The following is a 17,838-nucleotide window of genomic DNA, read 5'->3' as shown; positions in this document are numbered from 1 at the left end:
CAACGGCGTCGCGGCGGCGCTCCTCTGCGCCTCGTTCAGGCCGCGCGGAACGTCGCCAGCGGCTCGCCGACACGGCCGGCATCGGCATCGCTACCCGCGCCGGCGCCCGTCAATCCGGCATCCTCGCGCCATCGCGGCGACAAGGCGACCACCTCGCCGATCACGAGCAGCGCCGGACTGGGCAAGCCCTCGCGCTCGATCGCGGCCGGCAGCTCCGCCAGCGTCGTGAAGCATTCGCGCTGCCGCGGCGTGTGCGCCGCGCTGACGATCACGGCCGGCGTGCCCGGCGACAGGCCACCGTCCTGCAAGGCCTGCGCGATCGCCGCCGCGCGCGCCAGGCCCATGTAGACCACCAGCGTCAGCCGGCTCTTCGCCAGCGCCGCCCAATCGGGCGCGATGCCGTGCTCGCCGTTGTGCCCGGTCACGAAGGCCACGCCTGGCGTGCAGCGGCGGTCCGTGACCGGCACGCCCACCGACGCCGGCGCCGCCAGCCCGGCCGACAGGCCGTTGATCACCTCGACCTCGATGCCGGCCTCGCGCAGCGCATCGACTTCCTCGCCGCCACGACCGAACACGAACGGATCGCCGCCCTTCAGGCGCACGACACGCGCACCCGCCCGGGCCTCGCGGATCATCAATTCATGGATGAAGCGCTGCTCCGTCGACACGCAGCCGCCGCGCTTGCCCACGCGCAGCACCCGCGCCGTCGGTGGCAGGCAGGCGAGCACGCGCGCGTCGACCAGGTCGTCGGTCAGCACCACCTCGGCCTGCTGAAGCCGCTTCATCGCCTTGACGGTGAGCAGCTCCGGATCGCCCGGTCCCGCGCCGACGAGGGACACGCTCGGTGGGCTGGCGGATGAAGTGGCGGATGAGCTGGCGTTGGCGCTGGCATCGAGGGACGTCATGTCGCTTCCTTCACTGCATTCGAAACCGAAGACCCTGGCACGACGGTCTGCACCATGCGGCGCAGCGCCGGCAGGCAGGAGCCGCACTGCGTGCCGCAGCGCAATGCGCCCTGCAGCGCCGCCAGGCGCGCCTGCGGCGCGTCGTCGGGCAGCCGTTGCAGGCAGGCGGTGATCGCGTCCTCGCGGACATTGAAGCAATTGCAGACCTGCGGACTGACCGGCACGGCGGGCCCGTCCGCATCCGGCGCGAGCAGGCGGCGGCCGAAGGGCGCGACCGGCACGCGCTCGCTCCACAGCGCATCGAGCCATGCCCCCTCGCTGCCCTCGCCGACGCGCAACAGCGCCCGCAGACGCGCTTCGGCGCCTTCGCCATCCAGCCGCAAGGAGCGGCTGCGGCCGCGCCGCCCATCGGCATACCGCAGCACGCCGACGCCGTTGAGCTGCAGCACCGTCGACAAGGCCTGCACCACCGGCGCGGGTGGCGGCTCGGCAAAGGCCAGCTCCAGGCTCCAGCCCTCCAGCCCGTCCTGCGCAGGTCCGGGCAGGCAGCAGGCGTACTCGGCCTGGTCCATCAGCACCCGCAGCTGGCTGCGCAGCGCGGCGGCCTGGCCCGGCTTCACCCAGGCCGCGCCGAACACGCGCCAGGGCAGCGCCACCGCCTCCACCAAGACGGCCGCGAACTTCAGCTCGGGCTGCCGCGCATCCGGACAGAACGCCGATTGCGTCAGCGCATTGATGCCCAGTTGGCCGCGCCCGCCGAGGAACTCGCTGCCCCAGTGCATCGGCAACCAGGCCTGCTGCGGGCCGACGCCCTCGTCCGCGCGCAGCGGCACGATCAGCGGTCCGCGGCGCGACTGCACGCGCACCAGCGCGCCCGCCGTCAACCCGCGGCGCGCGATGTCCTGCGGATGCATCGACAGCGCGGGCGCCGGCTCGCCGGCGAAGAGCCGCGCGACCGTGCCGCTGCGGCTCATGCCGTGCCACTGGTCGCGCAGCCGCCCAGTGCTCAGCGCCAGCGGGAATTTCGGATCCTGCGTCTCGGCCGTCGGCTTGAAGGGCTTCGCGATGAAGCGCGCCCGGCCGTCGGCATGCGCGAAGCGGCGATCCTCGTAGAGCCGGGCTTGCGCAGCCTCGGCGCCGGCCGGCCATGGCCATTGGCGCGGCGCTTCTTCCAGCATCGCGTAGCTCAGCCCGCCGATGTCCAGGTCGCGTCCACGCGTGGCTTCGCGATGCTCGATCCAGGGCTGCTCCGGCATCTCCCAGTCGAAGAGGCTGGGCCGGCCCGGACGCAGGACCGTCTCCATGCGCTGCGCGACGTCGCGCACGATGCGCCAGTCGGCGCGCGATTCGCCGGCCGGCGACAGCGCGGCGCGCACGCGGCTGATGCGCCGCTCGCTGTTGGTGACGGTGCCGTCCTTCTCCGCCCAGGTGGCCGCCGGCAGCACCACGTCGGCGAAGGCCGCCGTCGCCGTGCCGGAAAAGGCTTCCTGCAGGATGACCAGCTCACAGCGCTCGAGCGCCGCGCGCACCAGCGCCTGGTCGGGCATGGACTGCGCCGGATTCGTGCAGGCGATCCACAGCGCCTTGACCTCGCCGCGGGCGGCGGCCTGGAACAGTTCCACCGCCGTCTTGCCCGGCTGGTCGGGCATCGCGTCGACGCCCCACAGCGCAGCCACTTCATCGCGATGCGCGGCGTTGCCTGGATCGCGGTGACCGGGCAGCAGCGTCGCCATGCCGCCGCTCTCGCGCCCGCCCATCGCGTTGGGCTGGCCGGTGAGCGAGAACGGCCCCGCCCCGGCGCGACCGACCTGGCCCGTCGCGAGGTGCAGGTTGATCAGCGCCGTGTTCTTCGCCGCGCCACTGCTGCTCTGGTTCAGGCCCATGCAGTACAGCGACAGCGTCGACGGCGACTGCGCGAACCACTGCGCCGCCTGCAGGATCTGCGCTTCCTTGAGGCCGGTGAGCCGCGCCGATTCGCTCGGCGTCATCGTGCGCACCAGCGCCTTCAGTTCCGCGAAGCCGGCGGTGTGCCGCTCGATGAAGTCCGCGTCGATCCAGCCCTCCCAGATCGCCGCGTGCAGCATGCCGTGGAACAGCGCGATGTCGCTGCCCGGCTTGATCGCGAGGTGCAGGTCGGCGAACTCGGCCGTCTCGGTGCGGCGCGGGTCCACCACGATGATCTTCATCTGCGGCCGCGCCGCGCGGGCGGCCTCGATGCGGCGGAACAGGATGGGATGCGCCCACGCGGTGTTGGAGCCGGCGATGAACAGGCAGTCGGCCCGCTCCAGGTCTTCGTAGCAGGTGGGCGGCGCGTCGGCGCCCAGCGACTGCTTGTAGCCGACCACCGCCGAGCTCATGCACAGCCGCGAGTTGCTGTCGATGTTGTTGGTGCCGACCAGGCCGCGCGCCAGCTTGTTGAACGCGTGGTAGTCCTCGGTCAGCAGCTGGCCCGAGATGTAGAAGCCGATCGCGTCCGGCCCATGCTCGGCGCGGATCGCCAGCAGCTGCTCGGCGATGCGGTGCGTGGTCGTGTCCCAGTCCTGCGGCTCGAGCGCATCGTCGCGCGTGGGCCGCCAGGCCGGCTGCAGCAGGCGCTGCTGCTGGCGCACCAGCGGCGTCGCGGTCAGGTGCAGCGTCGAGCCCTTGGTGCACAGCCGGCCGAAGTTGGCCGGGTGGTCGGGATCACCGCGCACGCCGACGACGCGCGTGGCATCGCCCTCGCCCGCCGTGTCGATCAGCACGCCGCAGCCGACCCCGCAGTACGGGCAGGTCGAGCGCGTGCTGCGCACGCCCTCGGCCGGCGCGTGCGTGGACGCGGCGGGCTCGCGATCCTGGGGCACCCGGGCGTTCATCGGCCGGTGCCGTTCAGCAGGCCACGCGGGTGCAGGGACCGGCCATGACCGGCGGCAGGTCGATGCCCACCGTGTCCAGTTCCTGCCGGTCCAGCAGCACGACGCCGTCCTCGACCTTGACCTGGAACACCGGCGTGCGGCCTTCATCCGGCTCGCGCGCGCAGCCGTTCTCCAGCGCGATGGTCCAGTTGTGCAGCGGGCAGGCGACGGCGTTGCCGAAGACGATGCCCTGGCTCAGCGGCCCGGCCTTGTGGGGGCAGCGGTCGAGCAGCGCGTGGATGCGGTCGTCGGCGGTGCGGAACAGCGCCACCTGCGGGCCCTTGGCGCGGGCGACGCGGCGCGAGCCCAGCACGGGAATGTCGGTGACGGCGCACACGGAGATCCAGTCGGTCATGGCGGGGCCTCTTGATCAGAAGGGGCCGCGCAGCGGCGCGGCGGGAACGGGTTTGGCGCCGGCACCGGCGGACTCGGCGGACGTCGCGCCGGCCGGGACGGCGACGCTGGCCACCGGCTCGAACTGGCGCACGTCAACCTGGGCCTTGGCGAACTCGAACCACGGATCGGGTTCACCGTCGAGCGCGTACTGCAGCTCGGCCCACAGCGCCTTGCGGCCCTCGTGGTCCTCGAGGATGCGCTGCTTCACATGGTCCAGGCCGACGCGGCTGACGTAGTGCACGGTGCGCTCGAGGTACCAGCCCTCCTTGCGGTAGAGCTGCATGAAGGCGCCGGTGTACTCCATCACCTCCTCGGCGGTCTTGAGCTTGACCAGGAAGTGCGCGACCTCGGTCTTGATGCCGCCGTTGCCGGCGACGTACATCTCCCAGCCGGAGTCCACGCCGATGATGCCGACGTCCTTGATGCCGGCCTCGGCGCAGTTGCGCGGGCAGCCGCTGACGGCGAACTTGACCTTGTGCGGCGCGTACATGCGCCACATCGCGCGCTCCAGGTCCTTGCCCATCTGCGTGCTGTCCTGCGTGCCCATGCGGCACCACTCGGAGCCGACGCAGGTCTTCACCGTGCGCAGCGCCTTCGCGTAGGCGTGGCCGCTGGGCATGCCGATGTCGCGCCAGACGTCGACCAGGTCCTCCTTGCGCACGCCCAGCAGGTCGATGCGCTGGCCGCCAGTCACCTTGACGGTGGGGATCTTGTATTTGTCGACGGCGTCGGCGATGCGGCGCAGCTCGTCGGCGCTTGTCTCCCCGCCCCACATGCGCGGGATCACCGAGTAGGTGCCGTCCTTCTGGATGTTGGCGTGGCTGCGCTCGTTGATGAAGCGCGATTGCGGATCGTCCACGGCCTCCTTGGGCCAGGAGGAGATCAGGTAGTAGTTGAGCGCCGGGCGGCAGGTCGCGCAGCCATTGGGCGTCTTCCAGTTGAGCCGCTCGTACACCTGGTCCAGCGTGACCAGGTGCTCCTTGAAGATGGCATCGCGCACCTCCTGGTGGCTCAGCTCGGTGCAACCGCACACGGCCTTCTTCTTCGGCGTGGCCGAGTAGTCCCCGCCCGCGGTGAACATCAGCAGCTGCTCGACCAGCCCGGTGCAGGAGCCGCAGCTCGCGCTGGCCTTGGTGTGCTTGCGCACCTCCTCCAGCGTGAACAGGCCCTTCTCCTTGATCGCCTTGCAGACGGCGCCCTTGGTCACGCCGTTGCAGCCGCAGACCTCGTCGCTGTCGGCCATCGCGGCGGCCTTGTTGTGGCCCTGGTGGCCGACGTCGCCGATGTTGCTTTCGCCGAACATCAGCTTGTCCCGGATGTCGCCGATCTTGCGGCCCTCGCGCAGCAGCTTGAAGTACCAGCTGCCGTCGACGGTGTCGCCGTACAGGCAGGCGCCGACCAGCTGGTCGTTCTTGATCACCAGTTTCTTGTAGACGCCGGCGAAGGGATCGCTCATCACGATCTCCTCGGTGCCGTCGCCGCCCATGAAGTCGCCGGCCGAGAACAGGTCGATGCCGGTCACCTTCAGCTTGGTGCTGGTCTGGCTGCCGAGGTAGCGGCCGATGCCGAACTGCGCCAGGTGATTCGCGCAGACCTTGCCCTGCTCGAACAGCGGCGCCACCAGGCCGTAGGCGATGCCGCGGTGCGCGGCGCACTCGCCGACGGCGTAGATGCGGGGATCGGTCACCGTCTGCAGCGTGTCGGTGACGACGATGCCGCGGTGGCAGTGCAGGCCGGCGCTTTCGGCCAGCGCGGTGTTGGGCCGGATGCCGGCGGCCATCACGACGAGGTCGGCGGGAATCTCCTCGCCATCCTTGAAGCGCACGGCCCGGACCCGGCGGCGAGCCGGGGCCTCCCCATCCAGGCGGCCGTCCTCCTCGCCGATCAGCGCCTCGGTCTGCGCGCCCATGCGGAAGCGCAGGCCGCGCTCCTGCAGCGACTTGCGCAGCAGGTCGCCGGCCTGGTCGTCGAGCTGGCGCTCCATCAGCCAGTCGCCGATGTGCACGACGGTGACCTGCATGCCGCGCAGCATCAGGCCGTTGGCCGCTTCCAGGCCCAGCAGGCCGCCGCCGATGACGACGGCGTGCTGGTACCTGGTGGCCGCCTCGATCATCGTGTTGGTGTCGGTGATGTCGCGGTAGCCGATCACGCCGTCCAGGTCCTTGCCGGGCACCGGCAGGATGAAGGGGTTGGAGCCGGTGGCGATCAGCAGCCGGTCGTAGTCGGCCTCGGTGCCGTCGGCGGCGATCACCTTGCGCTTGATGCGATCGATCTGCGTGACGGTCTTGCCCAGGTGCAGCGTGATGCCGTTCTCCTCGTACCAGGAGAGCGGGTTCAGGATGATCTCGTCCAGCGTCTGCTCGCCGGCGAGCACCGGGCTGAGCAGGATGCGGTTGTAGTTCGGATGCGACTCGGCGCCGAACACGGTGATGTCGTACAGATCGGGCGAGATCTTCAGCAGCTCTTCCAGGGTGCGGACGCCGGCCATGCCGTTGCCCACCATCACCAGCTTCATCTTTTTCATGCGGCACGCTCCAATCGGATTCGGGCGATGACGGCAGAATCGCCGCCACCATGAGTTTTGACATCGCCATCGGCCTGGCCAGCGACCGCGGCCCGCGGGAACGCAACGAGGACTTCGCCGCCGTGCAGCGGCCCCAGGACGCGCGCGAGGCCGGCAAGGGCTGGATCGCGGCGCTGGCCGACGGCGTCTCCGGACAGCCCGGCCAACCTGGCGAGGGCGGTGGCCGCATGGCGGCGCAGACCACCGTCGGCGCGCTGGTGCGCGACTACCACGCCACGCCGCGCCACTGGGACACCACCGTCGCGCTGGACCGGCTGATCGCCGCGCAGAACGGCTGGCTGGCCCATCACAACCGACGCGGCGAGCGCTCGGCGCTGACGACGCTCAGCGCCGTCGTGCTGCAGGGCGGTGGCTACACGGTGGCCCATGTCGGTGACAGCCGCGTCTGGCTGATCCGCGAGGGCCAGGCCACGCAGCTGACGCAGGACCACGCCATCGACCAGAGCGACTTCGCCCGGCTCACCCGCGCCATCGGCCTCGATGACACGGTGCGCGTCGACTACGCGCAAGGCGACCTGCGCGCCGGCGATCGCCTGCTGCTCACCAGCGACGGCGTGCACGGCCCGCTGCGGGCGAGCCAGCTCGCCGAACTGGCGATGGGCGAGGACGCCCAGGCCGCGGCCGAGGCGCTGGTCCGCGCCGCGCTCGAGGCGGGCGGACGCGACAACGCCACCGCGCTGCTGGTGCTGGTGCGCGCGCCGGGCATCGCCGATTACGACGACCTGCTGCGTGGCGCGCAGCGCCTGCCCGTCCCGCCGCGCTTGAAGGCCGGAGATCTGCTCGACGGCCTGCGCATCACCGCGCTGGTGGCCGACAACGGCGTGCACCGGCTCTTCCGCGCCCGCCGCGACGAGGACGTCGGCGACCTGCGACCGCTCGCCTTGAAGACGCTGGCCGAGGCCCGCGGCGACGACCCGCAGGAGCGCGCCATGCTCGCGCACGAGGGCTGGGTGACGCGCCGCGTCGGCGACCACCCTGGATTGGTGCGCGGCCACGAGACGCCGGATGCCAGCGCGTTGTACCTGCTGGCCGACTGGCATGACGGCCGCACGCTCGAAGACCTGATGGCCGAGGGCCGACCGGCGCTGGCCGACTTCCTCGCCGCGGCCGGCGAGATCGCCGCCGCGCTGGGCCGGCTGCATCGCGCCGGCATCGTGCATCGCGACATCAAGCCCGGCAACCTGCACCTGGGCGACGACGGCCGCTGGCGCGTGCTGGACCTGGGCGTGGCGCTGTCCGGCCACGAACCCGAGGCGCTGCGCGACCTGCATGCCGGCACGCCCAGCTACATCAATCCCGAGCAATGGGACGATCCGCCCGCGCCCGCGGACGCCGGCAGCGATCTCTTCGCGCTGGGCGTCACGCTGTACCAGTGGCTCACCGGCCGGCTGCCCTACGGCGAGATCGAGCCCTACCAGCGCGGCCGCTACCGGCATGACCCGCGTCCGCCCTCGCGGCTGCGGCCCGATGTGCCGATCTGGCTCGACCGCCTGCTGCTGAAGGCCGTGCATCGCGAGGCCGCGGCCCGCTTCGAGACCGCCGACGAGTTGCTGCTGGCGCTGGAGCGCGGCGCCTCGCGCCCGCTGCCCGCCGCCGGCGGCAGTGCGCTCGCCCGCCGCAACCCGCTCGCAGCCTGGCAACTGGCCTTCGGCCTGTCGGCGCTGCTCAACCTGCTGCTGCTGGTCTGGCTGCTGTTCCTGCCGCGCTGAGCGCGGCGGGGCCGCTTCAACGCGCTTCATACGCCCTCCCGTGGGACGGCGCACGGGCCGCGGCGCCGTGGCTGTCCGCCGCCGGCGCGCGGGCGCGGCCGCCGCGCTCGGCCCAGGTGCGGGTCCAGCGGATCTGCATCAAGCGCATCACGCCCAGCATCAGCAGCGACAGCGCCGCGAAGATCGCGAAGCCCCAGAAGTAGGTCCCGGCGTATTGCTTGGACAGGCCCATCAGGTTGGGCACCAGGCCGCCGCCGAGCGCGCCGACCTCGCCGATCATCGAGCCCGCCACCGCCGTGGCCGCGGGCCAGCGCAGCGGCACCAGCTGGAACAGCGCGCCGTTGCCAGCGCCCAGCGCGGCGAAGCACGCGATCAGCAGCAGCGTCGTGGCCACCAGCGATCCACCGGCCAGGCCCACCAGCAGCAGCGTCACCGTCACCGCGACCAGCACCACGGTCAGCGTGTTGACGCCGCCCCAGCGGTCGGAGATCCAGCCGCCCATCACGCGCACCGCGGCGCCCATGAATGCCGCCAGCATCGTCAGCTGGCCGGCCTGCACCTTGGAGACGCCGAACTGGTCGTAGTAGTAGGTGGGCAGGAAGGTGATGAGCCCGATGAAGCCGCCGAAGGTGACCGCGTAGATCAGGCTGAAGGCCCAGCCGTCCTTCTCGAACAGGCAGGCCATGTGGCTGCGCAGGCCGGCATGGCTGTCGACATCGGGCGGCTCCTTGGCGAAGACGATCATCACGAGCATCGGCACCAGGATCGCGGCGCCGGCGACCGCGTAGACCGTCTGCCAGCCCAGCCACTGCGCCAGCGGCGGCGCCACCAGCACCGACACCGCGGTGCCGACGTTGCCCGCGCCCACCAGGCCCATCGCCAGGCCCTTGTACTTGGGCGGGTACCAGCCCGAGCCCAGCGACAGCGCGACGCCGAAGCTCGCGCCGGCGATGCCCAGCAGCACGCCCATGGCGAGCAGGTCGTCGTAGCCCTTGACCATGAAGAAGCCATAGCCCATGGCGACGGCGATCAGCGCCATCTCGACCAGCGTCGCGTTCTTGCGGCCGATGTATTGCGACAGCACGCCCAGTGGGAAGCGCATCAGCGCGCCGGCCATGATGGGGATCGACAGCATCAGGCCCTTCTGCGCGGCGGTCAGCTGGTAGGCCTCGCTGATGAAGGGCGCGAGCGCGCCGTTCAGCACCCAGATGCAGCACGAGAACGCGAAGTACAGGAACGCCGCACCGAGGGTCGGGGCGTGACCGGAGCGCAGGAAGGTGCGGAACGCTGCCATGGCGGGGAGGCTCTGGGTGGCTGGAACGAAAAAAGGCCGCGTCGAGCACCGGGCTCGGCGTGGCCTTCTGACGGATGGGGCATCGGGTCGCTCGGCGGCCCGCTGCGAAGACCGCGGGGCCGGAACCCCGCGCGGGTGCGGCGCGTCATTGCGCCACGCACCTTCCTTCGCAAGTCGCGTGCCAGTCTGCTGCACCGCACCCAGGCCGCCCGCCGCTGGCGCGAAGGGCTTATGCTGCGACGCGCCGAGGACCACCCCGGTTCCCGGCGCCCCGACGAGGCGGCCGACGCCGCCTTCCTCCTCTGTCGCGCCCCGCCTGCCGCCCATGTCCGCGTCCCTGCCCGCGCCCGCCTCACGCCCCCTCGATGACGCCGCCGACGACGGCGATGCCCTGCCCCGCCGCGTGCTGCTGCTGGGCGGCGAACGCGTCCCGTCCGACCTGCTGGCCCCGCCGCCGCACTGGATCGTGGCGTCCGTGCACCAGCCCGGACGCGACAGCTTGGTGCGTGCCGCACAAGAACAGGCCGTCGAGGCCTTCGTGCTGCTGGCCGACGCCGACCGGGTCGACGGCTGGCTGGATGCGATCGAGGCCACTGGCGAGTCCTTCCGGAGGTCGCCCGGGGTCGATGCGCCGGGCGCGCTGCCCGGCCTGGCCGTCGTGCCCGACGCGCCGGCGCTGCCACCGCCCGTCCAGCAGCGCGCGCTGGCGCTGGGGGTGCAGCTGATCCTGGAAACGATGCTTCCCGCCGAGGCGCTGCGCCGCCAGTTGCGCTGGGCCGTCTGGCAGGCCGGCCGCTTCGCGGCGGTGCGCGCGCAGCTCGACGACCGCAAGTGGACCGAGCGCGCCAAGGGCCTGCTGATGTCGGCGCGCGACCTGGACGAGGACAGCGCCTTCCGCCTGCTGCGCGAAACCGCCATGCATGCGCACCTGCGACTGGGCGAGGTGGCGCGCTCGGTGGTGCAGTCGGCGCAGCTGGCCGAAGCGGTCAACCTCGCCGGACAGCAGCGCATGCTCAGCCAGCGGCTGGTCAAGCTGATGGCGCAGCGGGCGGCCGGCATCGAGGCCAAGCGGGCGAAGACGCTGCAGGACGAGTCCTGCGCGCGCGTGGCGAGCAACCTGTCGCGGTTGCCGGCGCTGTTGCCCGCGTTGTTGCCGCCGATGTCATCGCCGATGTCGTCCGCGCCGGCCGCCGCGATGTCGCCCTCGATGTCGCCTGCGCCGGGGCCTTCGTCCTCCACCGCGCCGGAGTCGGTCTCATCGCGGGCCGCGCTGCAGGTCGATCCGGTCATCGACGCCTGGCGGCGCCTGGAGCCGCTGCTCGCCGGCAAGCCGACGGCCGAGGCCCTGCTCGCCGCCGATGCAGCCGCCGAGGACCTTCGCGCGCACTCCGACGCGCTCGCCTCGGCCATCGCGGCCTGCGGCGGCGGCAAGCCGCTGCATGTCGTCAATCTTTGCGGTCGCCAGCGGATGCTGAGCCAGCAGCTGGCCAAGGAAGCGCTGCTGGCGGACCTGCTGCCCAGCCGGAATCCGGCGGTGCTGCTCGACAGCCTGGATCGTTTTGCCGCCGGGCTGGCGGAGCTGGAGAGCTCGCCGCTGTCGAGCGACGCGATCCGCGCGTTGCTGGCGGAGGTCGGCGCCGAATGGCTGCGACTGATGCGCAGCCTGCGTGACGCCCATGGCCGCGAGGCGGCCGCGGGACTGGCCCGCAGCAGCGAGATCCTGCTCGACCGGCTGGATCTGCTCACCGCGCATTACCAGCAGAGCTTGCAGATCATCCTGGGGTGAAGGTCTTCAAGCCGCCCGGGCCTCCGTATGGCGATGCCGCGTGTAGAGGAAGTCGATCACCGCCTTGCGCGCATGCACGTAGACCGGATCCTCCGCCAGCGCGACGCGGTCCCGCGGCCGCGCCAGCCGCACCGGCAGCACCTCGCCGATCGTCGCCGCGGGCCCGTTGGTCATCATCACGATGCGATCCGACAGCAGCACCGCCTCGTCGACATCGTGCGTGACCATCACCACGGTGCTCCGCGTCGCGGCGACGATCTTCAGCAGCTCATCCTGCAGATGCGCCCGCGTCAGCGCATCCAGCGCGCCGAAGGGCTCGTCCATCAGCAGCACCTTGGGCTCCATCGCCAGCGCCCGCGCGATGCCCACGCGCTGCTTCATCCCGCCCGAGATCTCATGCGGCCGCTTGAACATCGCATGCCCCATGCCGACCAGGTACAGCGCTTCCTCCGTCCGCGCCATCAGTCGCGGCCGCAGTTCCCGGCCGCCGAAGACGGACTCGACCGCCAGCAGCACGTTGTCGAAGCAGGTCAGCCACGGCAGCAGCGAATGGTTCTGGAACACCACCGCCCGCTCCGGCCCCGGACCGGCGATCTCGCGGCCGTCGCAGAGCAGGCCGCCGCCGGTGGGCCGCAGCAGGCCGGCGATCAGGTTCAGCAGCGTCGACTTGCCGCAGCCCGAATGACCGATCAGCGTCACGAACTCGCCCTGGGCAATGTCCAGGTCGATGTCGCGCAGCGCGTGGAAGCGTCCCTGGCGGGTCGAGAACACCATGTCGGCCCGCTGCACGCGGATGAAGGGAGTGCTCATCAGGATCTCCTGGTCGCGCTTGATGCGCTCAATCGTCGAAAGAGAAACGCCTGGCCAGCGCCATCAGCGCCCATTCCAGCAGCAGGCCCACGATGCCGATCACGAAGATCGCGATCAGGATGTGCCGCACGTTGAGGTTGTTCCACTCGTCCCAGACCCAGAAGCCGATGCCCACGCCGCCGGTCAGCATCTCCGCCGCGACGATCACCAGCCAGGCCGTGCCCACCGACAGCCGCACGCCGGTCAGCATGTAGGGCAGCACCGCCGGGAACAGGATGCGCGTCACCAGCTTCCACTCCGACAGCCGCAGCACGCGCGCGACGTTCAGGTAGTCCTGCGGCACGCGCTGCACGCCCACCGCGGTGTTGACCACCATCGGCCAGATCGAGCAGATGAAGATGGTCCAGATCGCCGCCGGATTGGCGCTCTTGAACACCAGCAACCCGATCGGCAGCCAGGCCAGCGGCGACACCGGCTTGAGCAGGCTGATCAGCGGCGACAGCATGCGGCTCGCGAATTCAAAGCGGCCGATGATGAAACCCAGCGGGATGCCCACCGCCGCCGCCAGGCCGAAGCCCAGCCCGACGCGCTCCAGCGAGTTCAGGATGTTCCAGCCGATGCCCTGGTCGTTGGGGCCGTTGCGATAGAACGGATCGGCGAACAGCTGGACCGCGGCGTCCCAGGTCGCGCCGGGCGTCGGGAAGGCGCCGCCCTTGAGCGTGGCGACGGTCCAGACGAGCCACAGCAGGCCGAGCCCGAGCACCGGCGGCAGCACGCGCATCCACAGGCTGCGCCAGTCGATGCCGGCGCGCGGCGGGCGCGCGGACGGCGCGGCCGGCGTGGACGGCGTGGACGGCGCGACCGGTTCGTTGGCCGCGTCGCGGGCCAGCGGCTTGGGCGGGACCACCGGGGCGCTCATCGGCTCGGCGGCGTCGGTGGGGGAATGGAACACGGCACTGACCATGACGGCCTCCTGCGGGGATCGGATGAAGCGCCGTTCAGGCGCGGACCTTGAAGGCATCGGCGTACTTCGCCGGATCCTTGCCGTCCCAGACGACGCCGTCGAAGAACTTCGCCGACCGCATCGTCTCCTTGGGCACCGAGACGCCCAGCGCCGCCGCGGCCTGCTTGTAGAGCTCGACCTGGTTGACCTGGCGGGCCACGCCCAGGTAGTCCGGATGCTCCTTGATCAGGCCCCAGCGCTTGTGCTGCGTGAGGAACCACATGCCGTCGGACAGCCAGGGGAAGTTGACCTGGCCGTCGTTGAAGAACTTCATGTAGTTGGGGTCGTCCCAGGTCCGGCCCAGGCCGTTCTGGTACCGGCCCAGGATGCGCTGGTTGATCGCGTCGACGCTGGTGTTGACGTAGGCCTTGTCGGCGATGGTCTCGGCCATCTTCTGCTTGTTGGACAGGCTCGCGTCGATCCAGCGGCCGGCCTCGAGCACGGCCATGATCACGGCGCGCGCGGTGTTCGGGTACTTCTTCACGAAGTCGCCGGTGGTGCCCAGCACCTTCTCCGGATGGTCCTTCCAGATGTCCTGCGTCGTGGCCGCGGTGATGCCGATGCCATCGATGATGGCGCGATGGTTCCAGGGCTCGCCGACGCAGAAGCCGTCCATGTTGCCCACGCGCATGTTGGCCACCATCTGCGGCGGCGGCACGGTGATCACCTTGGCGTCCTTCATCGGGTTCACGCCCGCGGCGGCCAGCCAGTAGTAGAGCCACATCGCATGCGTGCCGGTCGGGAAGGTCTGCGCGAAGGTGTAGTCGCGCTGCTCCTTCTTCATCGCGCGGGTCAGCGACGCGGCGTCGACCGCGCCCGCCTCGGCGAGCTTCTTCGACAGCGTGATCGCCTGCCCGTTGTTGTTGAGCGTCATCAGCACGGCCATGTCCTTCTTCGGACCCGCCACGCCCAGGTGCACGCCGTAGATGAGGCCGTAGAGGACATGCGCCATGTCGAGCTCGCCGTTGACGAGCTTGTCGCGCACGCCGGCCCAGGAGGCCTCCTTGGTCGGCACGATCTTGATGCCGTACTTCTTGTCGAAGCCCAGCGCGGCGGCCATCACCACCGACGCGCAGTCGGTCAGCGGGATGAAGCCGATGCGGACCTCCTCCTTCTCCGGCTTGTCCGAGCCTGCGGCATAGGCGCCACCGCCCGGCAGCGCGGACAGCCCGCCCAGCGCCGCTCCGGCGGCGAGCAGCTTGCGACGCTCAGCGCTCATCAGACCCTCCTTGGAACCGTGTTGCATTCAAGACCTCCGGGAAAGAAAACAAAAAAGGCGTCGCGATCGGACCCGGCGCGGTGCGCGGGTGCGATCGGACGCCTTTGTCCGAACCTTGTTGGGGCGGCCCTCACGCCGTTGCGAGGGCTTGTCGATCACTACGCATGAAGCGTGCCAAGGCCGCGCACGCGGCGTGCCCGCGGAAGCGGTTTCGAGGGGCGGCGTGAACGTCGGCCGTCGGCTAACTTCCGTGAAGCCGCCGCGAACGATGCGGCAAGGGAGACCGCCATGCATCCACTACCCCGCAGCGCGCGGCCGCTGGCCGCCGCCGTGCTCGCCATCGGCCTGTCCGGGCAGGCCCTGGCGCTGGAGATCACCAGCACCAAGCAGGCCGCGATCTATCGGGACGGGGCGGCCACGCCGGTCGCCGGACCGATCAGCCGCACCGGCACGCTCGCCTCGGGACAGCTGGACTCGGCGAACCTGACGGTCACGGACAACTCGTCGGGTTCGCTGCTGGCCACCGCAACGGGCTGGAGCCAGGGCAGTCGGACAGGCCTGTCCAACTTCGCGTCGGCCAGCGTCTTCCTGAACACCCTCGCGTTCGAGCGGTCGGCCTACGTCGAAGTGACCTCCTCGATCTCCTTGACCGACACCTTCGTCATCACCTGCCCGACCTGCGTCAATGGCACCATCGCGTGGGCGGGCCTGGCCGTGGGCGGCAACCTCGGCCAGTACATCTCGACCGGCGGCTTCAGTCCCTGGACCGGCCGGCCCGAAGGCGCCTACGAGACGACGGCGCTGAACTACTCCACCTCCAACGGCGCGTCGAGCACCGGCGTCCCGCCCCCGCCCTGGGGCGAACCGCACCAGGACCAGGCCGGATCCTCGTACACCCTGTACGACATCCAGAGCAACGGCAACCACTCCGCTTGGGAGATCCGCGACGACGGCGCCGTGATGTTCCAGTTCGTCTACGGCGAGCCGATCACCTTCGGCCTCCACCTGCACTCGTGGGTGACGGCCGCCGTCCAATCCGGCACGAGCGGCCAGACCGACGCCTGGGCACTCGCGATGTCCAACCAGATCGACAACATCACTTTCGGCGGCGTCTACGTCACCGACCTGGACAACAACCCGGTGGGGAACATCTCCGCGCTGAGCGCCGATGGCTACAACTACGCGCTGGCGGCCGCCGTCGTGCCCGAACCCGGCACGTGGGCGCTGATGCTCGGCGGCCTGGCGGCGCTGGGCGCGCTGGCGCGACGTCGGCGCGGCTGATCACGACCGGCGCCTCGCACGCACCGTCCTGCGGCGCCCGTGCGCCGCGGCGGTGCGTTCAGCCCCGCAGCAGCTCGTGCGCGTCGATGACCCGCCGAGCGACCTGCGCGATCGGCTCGCCGCGGTCCATGGCGAGCTTGCGCAGCCGCTGGTAGGCCTGGTCCTCGTCCAGGCCCTGCTCGCGCATCAGGATGCCCTTGGCCTTGTCGACCAGCTTGCGCGACGCCAGTTGCGCCTGCGCGTGGCTCAGCTCGGTACGCAGCGCGAGGTCCTGCTCGAAGCGCGCGATGGCGACGTGCAGCACCGGCGCCAGGCGCTGCGCCTGAAGGTCCGCGACGACATAGGCGCTGACGCCCGCCTGGATCGCGCGACGCATGGTGCCGCGGTCCTCGTCCTCGGCGAAGACGACCACCGGGCGTGGCATCTTCGCGGAGAGCGTGGCGAGGTTCTCCAGGGTGTCGCGCGTCGGCGATTCGGCGTCGACGATCACGACGTCCGGCTGCAGGCGCAGCACGCAGTCGTGGATCAGCGTCGCCTGCTCGATGACGCCGACCACCTCGTGCCCCTGGCGTGCGAGCTCGTCGCGCAGCAGGTCCGCGCGATGCGCGCCGTCGTCGATGACGAGCACGCGCAGCCCCGCCGGAGCGGACGGCTCCGGGCTGGCAACGGGGGCTTGCGGCGGCTTCACCGCGGAGACGGCGCAAGTTCCATGCCGAGCGCACGAGCCGGGCGGAACGCCCGGCGCGGAGCAATCGCCGCGCCTGCCACCGCGCAACCACCGTGCCCACAGTCCTGTTTGGGAGGGGCCGCGCGATGCGGCGGATCGCCGTACTGTCGCTGCTTGCGGCACCCCTGCCGCCAGGGAGAGCGCCATGCGCCACATTTCGCATCGAGTGTCCGTCGAGGTCCTGCTGGTCGCGTTGCTGTCGCTGGGAAGCGCAGCCGCCGGCGCCGCCGAGTTCAAATCCATCGCCACCGCGAGCAGCCAGACCGCAGCGCGCAGCGCCGAGCAGATCGGCGAATGGAAGACCGGCGGCTCGTCCATCTGGTCGGCCGCCGACGCCGTGCTGCTGGACCAGTCGTCCAGCCTCGTGCAGAACGCCGAGGCGCGTTCCTCGGCCACCGCGACCTTCGGCCACCTCACCTTCGTATCGCGCACCGCGACGACGCAGACCTCGGTGTCCGGCGTGCAGCCCGGCACCCGTGCCGAGTCGATGGCCAGCACGGAAGCGGCCGACAGCTTCGTCATCACCTGCCTCACCTGCGTGGACGGCACCCGCGGGGTCATGAACTTCCGCGTCGTGCTCGAGGGCGACGTCGGCATGAGCCATTCCTCCACCAACTCGACGACGGGGCAGCCCATCCCCGGTCCCGACCGCGAGATGTCCTATTTCTGGAGCGCCAACCTCACGATGCGCGCCTCGGGGGTCGCGGCGGAGTTCCCCGGCCCGGGCTGGGTGTCGCAGTACGGGTACGACTATCTGGCGATGGTCAACGACCGCGTCGTCGCTGGCGGCTCGCGGGAGGGCACCGGGATCTACAACCTGCAACTGGAGTTCGAGTTCGGCCGTCCCATCGAGATGCTGTGGCAGGGCACCGCGATGTCCTCGTCCTTCCTGCATGACAGCGCGGATACGGTCATCGGCGCCCTCACCGCGCAGTCGTACGCCGCCTTCACCAACAGCTTCTACTGGGACGGCATCTCCTCGGTCACCGATGCCGACGGCAACGCCATCAGCGGCTTCACCGCGCTGAACGGCGCCGGCGTCAGCTACGCCCAGTCCTTCGCCGACGTGGTCGTCGCGGTCCCTGAACCGGGCATGGGTGCGCTGACCCTCGGCGGGCTGGCGCTGCTGGCGACGCTGGCCCGACGCCGCCGCGGCTAGCCCCCTCGCCCTAGGGATTACCCGCCCTTCGCGCCTCGACAAGCGCGGGCTTCTCACGTTTACGTAAACGTCAA

Annotated in this window: 13 protein-coding genes; 4 read left to right on the top strand and 9 right to left on the bottom strand. The window is 70.9% G+C overall.

The features are described from left to right. Positions 1-35 precede the first annotated feature (35 nt). The 4 genes from cobA to nirB all read right to left on the bottom strand — a co-directional run bounded on the left by cobA (position 36) and on the right by nirB (position 6,716). Positions 36-905 (bottom strand): uroporphyrinogen-III C-methyltransferase, encoded by an 870-nt coding sequence (gene cobA / locus BM393_RS00245; protein ID WP_091719857.1) that lies wholly within the window; start codon positions 903-905, stop codon positions 36-38. Beyond that, positions 902-3,694, bottom strand: a complete 2,793-nt coding sequence (locus BM393_RS00240) for a nitrate reductase (protein WP_091724882.1) — start codon at positions 3,692-3,694, stop codon at positions 902-904. Before BM393_RS00240 ends, cobA begins: the two co-directional genes overlap by 4 nt. A gap of 76 nt (positions 3,695-3,770) precedes the next feature. After that, the gene (gene nirD / locus BM393_RS00235; protein ID WP_091719853.1) at positions 3,771-4,151 is read right to left on the bottom strand and encodes a nitrite reductase small subunit NirD; all 381 of its coding nucleotides are present in this window, start codon (positions 4,149-4,151) and stop codon (positions 3,771-3,773) included. 15 nt (positions 4,152-4,166) lie between these two features. Then, positions 4,167-6,716, bottom strand: coding sequence for a nitrite reductase large subunit NirB (gene nirB / locus BM393_RS00230; RefSeq protein WP_091719849.1), 2,550 nt, complete (start codon positions 6,714-6,716; stop codon positions 4,167-4,169). Positions 6,717-6,766: 50 nt separating this feature from the next. Between nirB and BM393_RS00225 the strand changes: the two genes are divergently transcribed. Then, the gene (locus tag BM393_RS00225) at positions 6,767-8,485 is read left to right on the top strand and encodes a bifunctional protein-serine/threonine kinase/phosphatase (RefSeq protein WP_091719843.1); all 1,719 of its coding nucleotides are present in this window, start codon (positions 6,767-6,769) and stop codon (positions 8,483-8,485) included. 16 nt (positions 8,486-8,501) lie between these two features. Here the strand turns inward: BM393_RS00225 and BM393_RS00220 are convergent, their stop codons facing one another. After that, the gene (locus BM393_RS00220; protein WP_091719839.1) at positions 8,502-9,779 is read right to left on the bottom strand and encodes a nitrate/nitrite transporter; all 1,278 of its coding nucleotides are present in this window, start codon (positions 9,777-9,779) and stop codon (positions 8,502-8,504) included. A gap of 325 nt (positions 9,780-10,104) precedes the next feature. Here BM393_RS00220 and BM393_RS00215 point away from each other — a divergent pair, with 325 nt between their 5' ends. Continuing rightward, positions 10,105-11,565 carry a type IV pili methyl-accepting chemotaxis transducer N-terminal domain-containing protein gene (locus BM393_RS00215; protein WP_217648361.1) on the top strand — a complete coding sequence of 487 codons (1,461 nt, stop codon included), beginning with the start codon at positions 10,105-10,107 and terminating at the stop codon, positions 11,563-11,565. A gap of 6 nt (positions 11,566-11,571) precedes the next feature. Here BM393_RS00215 and BM393_RS00210 read toward each other — a convergent pair whose 3' ends face one another. From BM393_RS00210 to BM393_RS00200, 3 genes are read right to left on the bottom strand one after another with little or no spacing between them, the layout of a single operon-like run. Further along, positions 11,572-12,375 carry an ABC transporter ATP-binding protein gene (locus tag BM393_RS00210; protein ID WP_175538131.1) on the bottom strand — a complete coding sequence of 268 codons (804 nt, stop codon included), beginning with the start codon at positions 12,373-12,375 and terminating at the stop codon, positions 11,572-11,574. A 28-nt stretch (positions 12,376-12,403) separates the two neighbouring features. After that, a complete protein-coding gene (gene ntrB / locus BM393_RS00205; RefSeq protein ID WP_091719831.1) occupies positions 12,404-13,339 on the bottom strand; it encodes a nitrate ABC transporter permease in 936 nt (311 codons plus the stop codon). A gap of 34 nt (positions 13,340-13,373) precedes the next feature. Then, a complete protein-coding gene (locus tag BM393_RS00200) occupies positions 13,374-14,597 on the bottom strand; it encodes a CmpA/NrtA family ABC transporter substrate-binding protein (protein ID WP_091719827.1) in 1,224 nt (407 codons plus the stop codon). Between the two features lie 288 nt (positions 14,598-14,885). On the opposite strand from BM393_RS00200, the gene BM393_RS25905 reads away from it, so the two are divergent. Further along, on the top strand, positions 14,886-15,878 hold the full coding sequence (locus BM393_RS25905; RefSeq protein WP_217648360.1) for a PEPxxWA-CTERM sorting domain-containing protein: 993 nt from the start codon (positions 14,886-14,888) through the stop codon (positions 15,876-15,878). Between the two features lie 58 nt (positions 15,879-15,936). Here the strand turns inward: BM393_RS25905 and BM393_RS00190 are convergent, their stop codons facing one another. Beyond that, a complete protein-coding gene (locus BM393_RS00190) occupies positions 15,937-16,566 on the bottom strand; it encodes an ANTAR domain-containing response regulator (RefSeq protein WP_217648359.1) in 630 nt (209 codons plus the stop codon). Between the two features lie 184 nt (positions 16,567-16,750). Here BM393_RS00190 and BM393_RS00185 point away from each other — a divergent pair, with 184 nt between their 5' ends. Next, positions 16,751-17,764, top strand: a complete 1,014-nt coding sequence (locus BM393_RS00185) for a PEP-CTERM sorting domain-containing protein (protein ID WP_091719823.1) — start codon at positions 16,751-16,753, stop codon at positions 17,762-17,764. Positions 17,765-17,838: the final 74 nt, after the last annotated feature.

Source organism: Mitsuaria sp. PDC51, assembly GCF_900113225.1.
In the GTDB taxonomy this organism is placed as follows: Bacteria; Pseudomonadota; Gammaproteobacteria; order Burkholderiales; family Burkholderiaceae_C; genus Roseateles.
The sequence above is the reverse complement of the archived record's forward strand: the minus strand, read 5'-3'. Positions and strand labels throughout refer to the sequence as shown.

Coding starts and splice junctions, on each gene's coding strand:
- BM393_RS00185 (WP_091719823.1), top strand. CDS start 16,751: ATGCGCCACATTTCGCATCGAGTGTCCGTCGAGGTCCTGCTGGTCGCG.
- BM393_RS00225 (WP_091719843.1), top strand. CDS start 6,767: ATGAGTTTTGACATCGCCATCGGCCTGGCCAGCGACCGCGGCCCGCGG.
- BM393_RS00215 (WP_217648361.1), top strand. CDS start 10,105: ATGTCCGCGTCCCTGCCCGCGCCCGCCTCACGCCCCCTCGATGACGCC.
- BM393_RS00210 (WP_175538131.1), bottom strand. CDS start 12,375: ATGAGCACTCCCTTCATCCGCGTGCAGCGGGCCGACATGGTGTTCTCG.
- BM393_RS25905 (WP_217648360.1), top strand. CDS start 14,886: ATGCATCCACTACCCCGCAGCGCGCGGCCGCTGGCCGCCGCCGTGCTC.
- cobA (WP_091719857.1), bottom strand. CDS start 905: ATGACGTCCCTCGATGCCAGCGCCAACGCCAGCTCATCCGCCACTTCA.
- BM393_RS00220 (WP_091719839.1), bottom strand. CDS start 9,779: ATGGCAGCGTTCCGCACCTTCCTGCGCTCCGGTCACGCCCCGACCCTC.
- BM393_RS00200 (WP_091719827.1), bottom strand. CDS start 14,597: ATGAGCGCTGAGCGTCGCAAGCTGCTCGCCGCCGGAGCGGCGCTGGGC.
- ntrB (WP_091719831.1), bottom strand. CDS start 13,339: ATGGTCAGTGCCGTGTTCCATTCCCCCACCGACGCCGCCGAGCCGATG.
- nirB (WP_091719849.1), bottom strand. CDS start 6,716: ATGAAAAAGATGAAGCTGGTGATGGTGGGCAACGGCATGGCCGGCGTC.
- nirD (WP_091719853.1), bottom strand. CDS start 4,151: ATGACCGACTGGATCTCCGTGTGCGCCGTCACCGACATTCCCGTGCTG.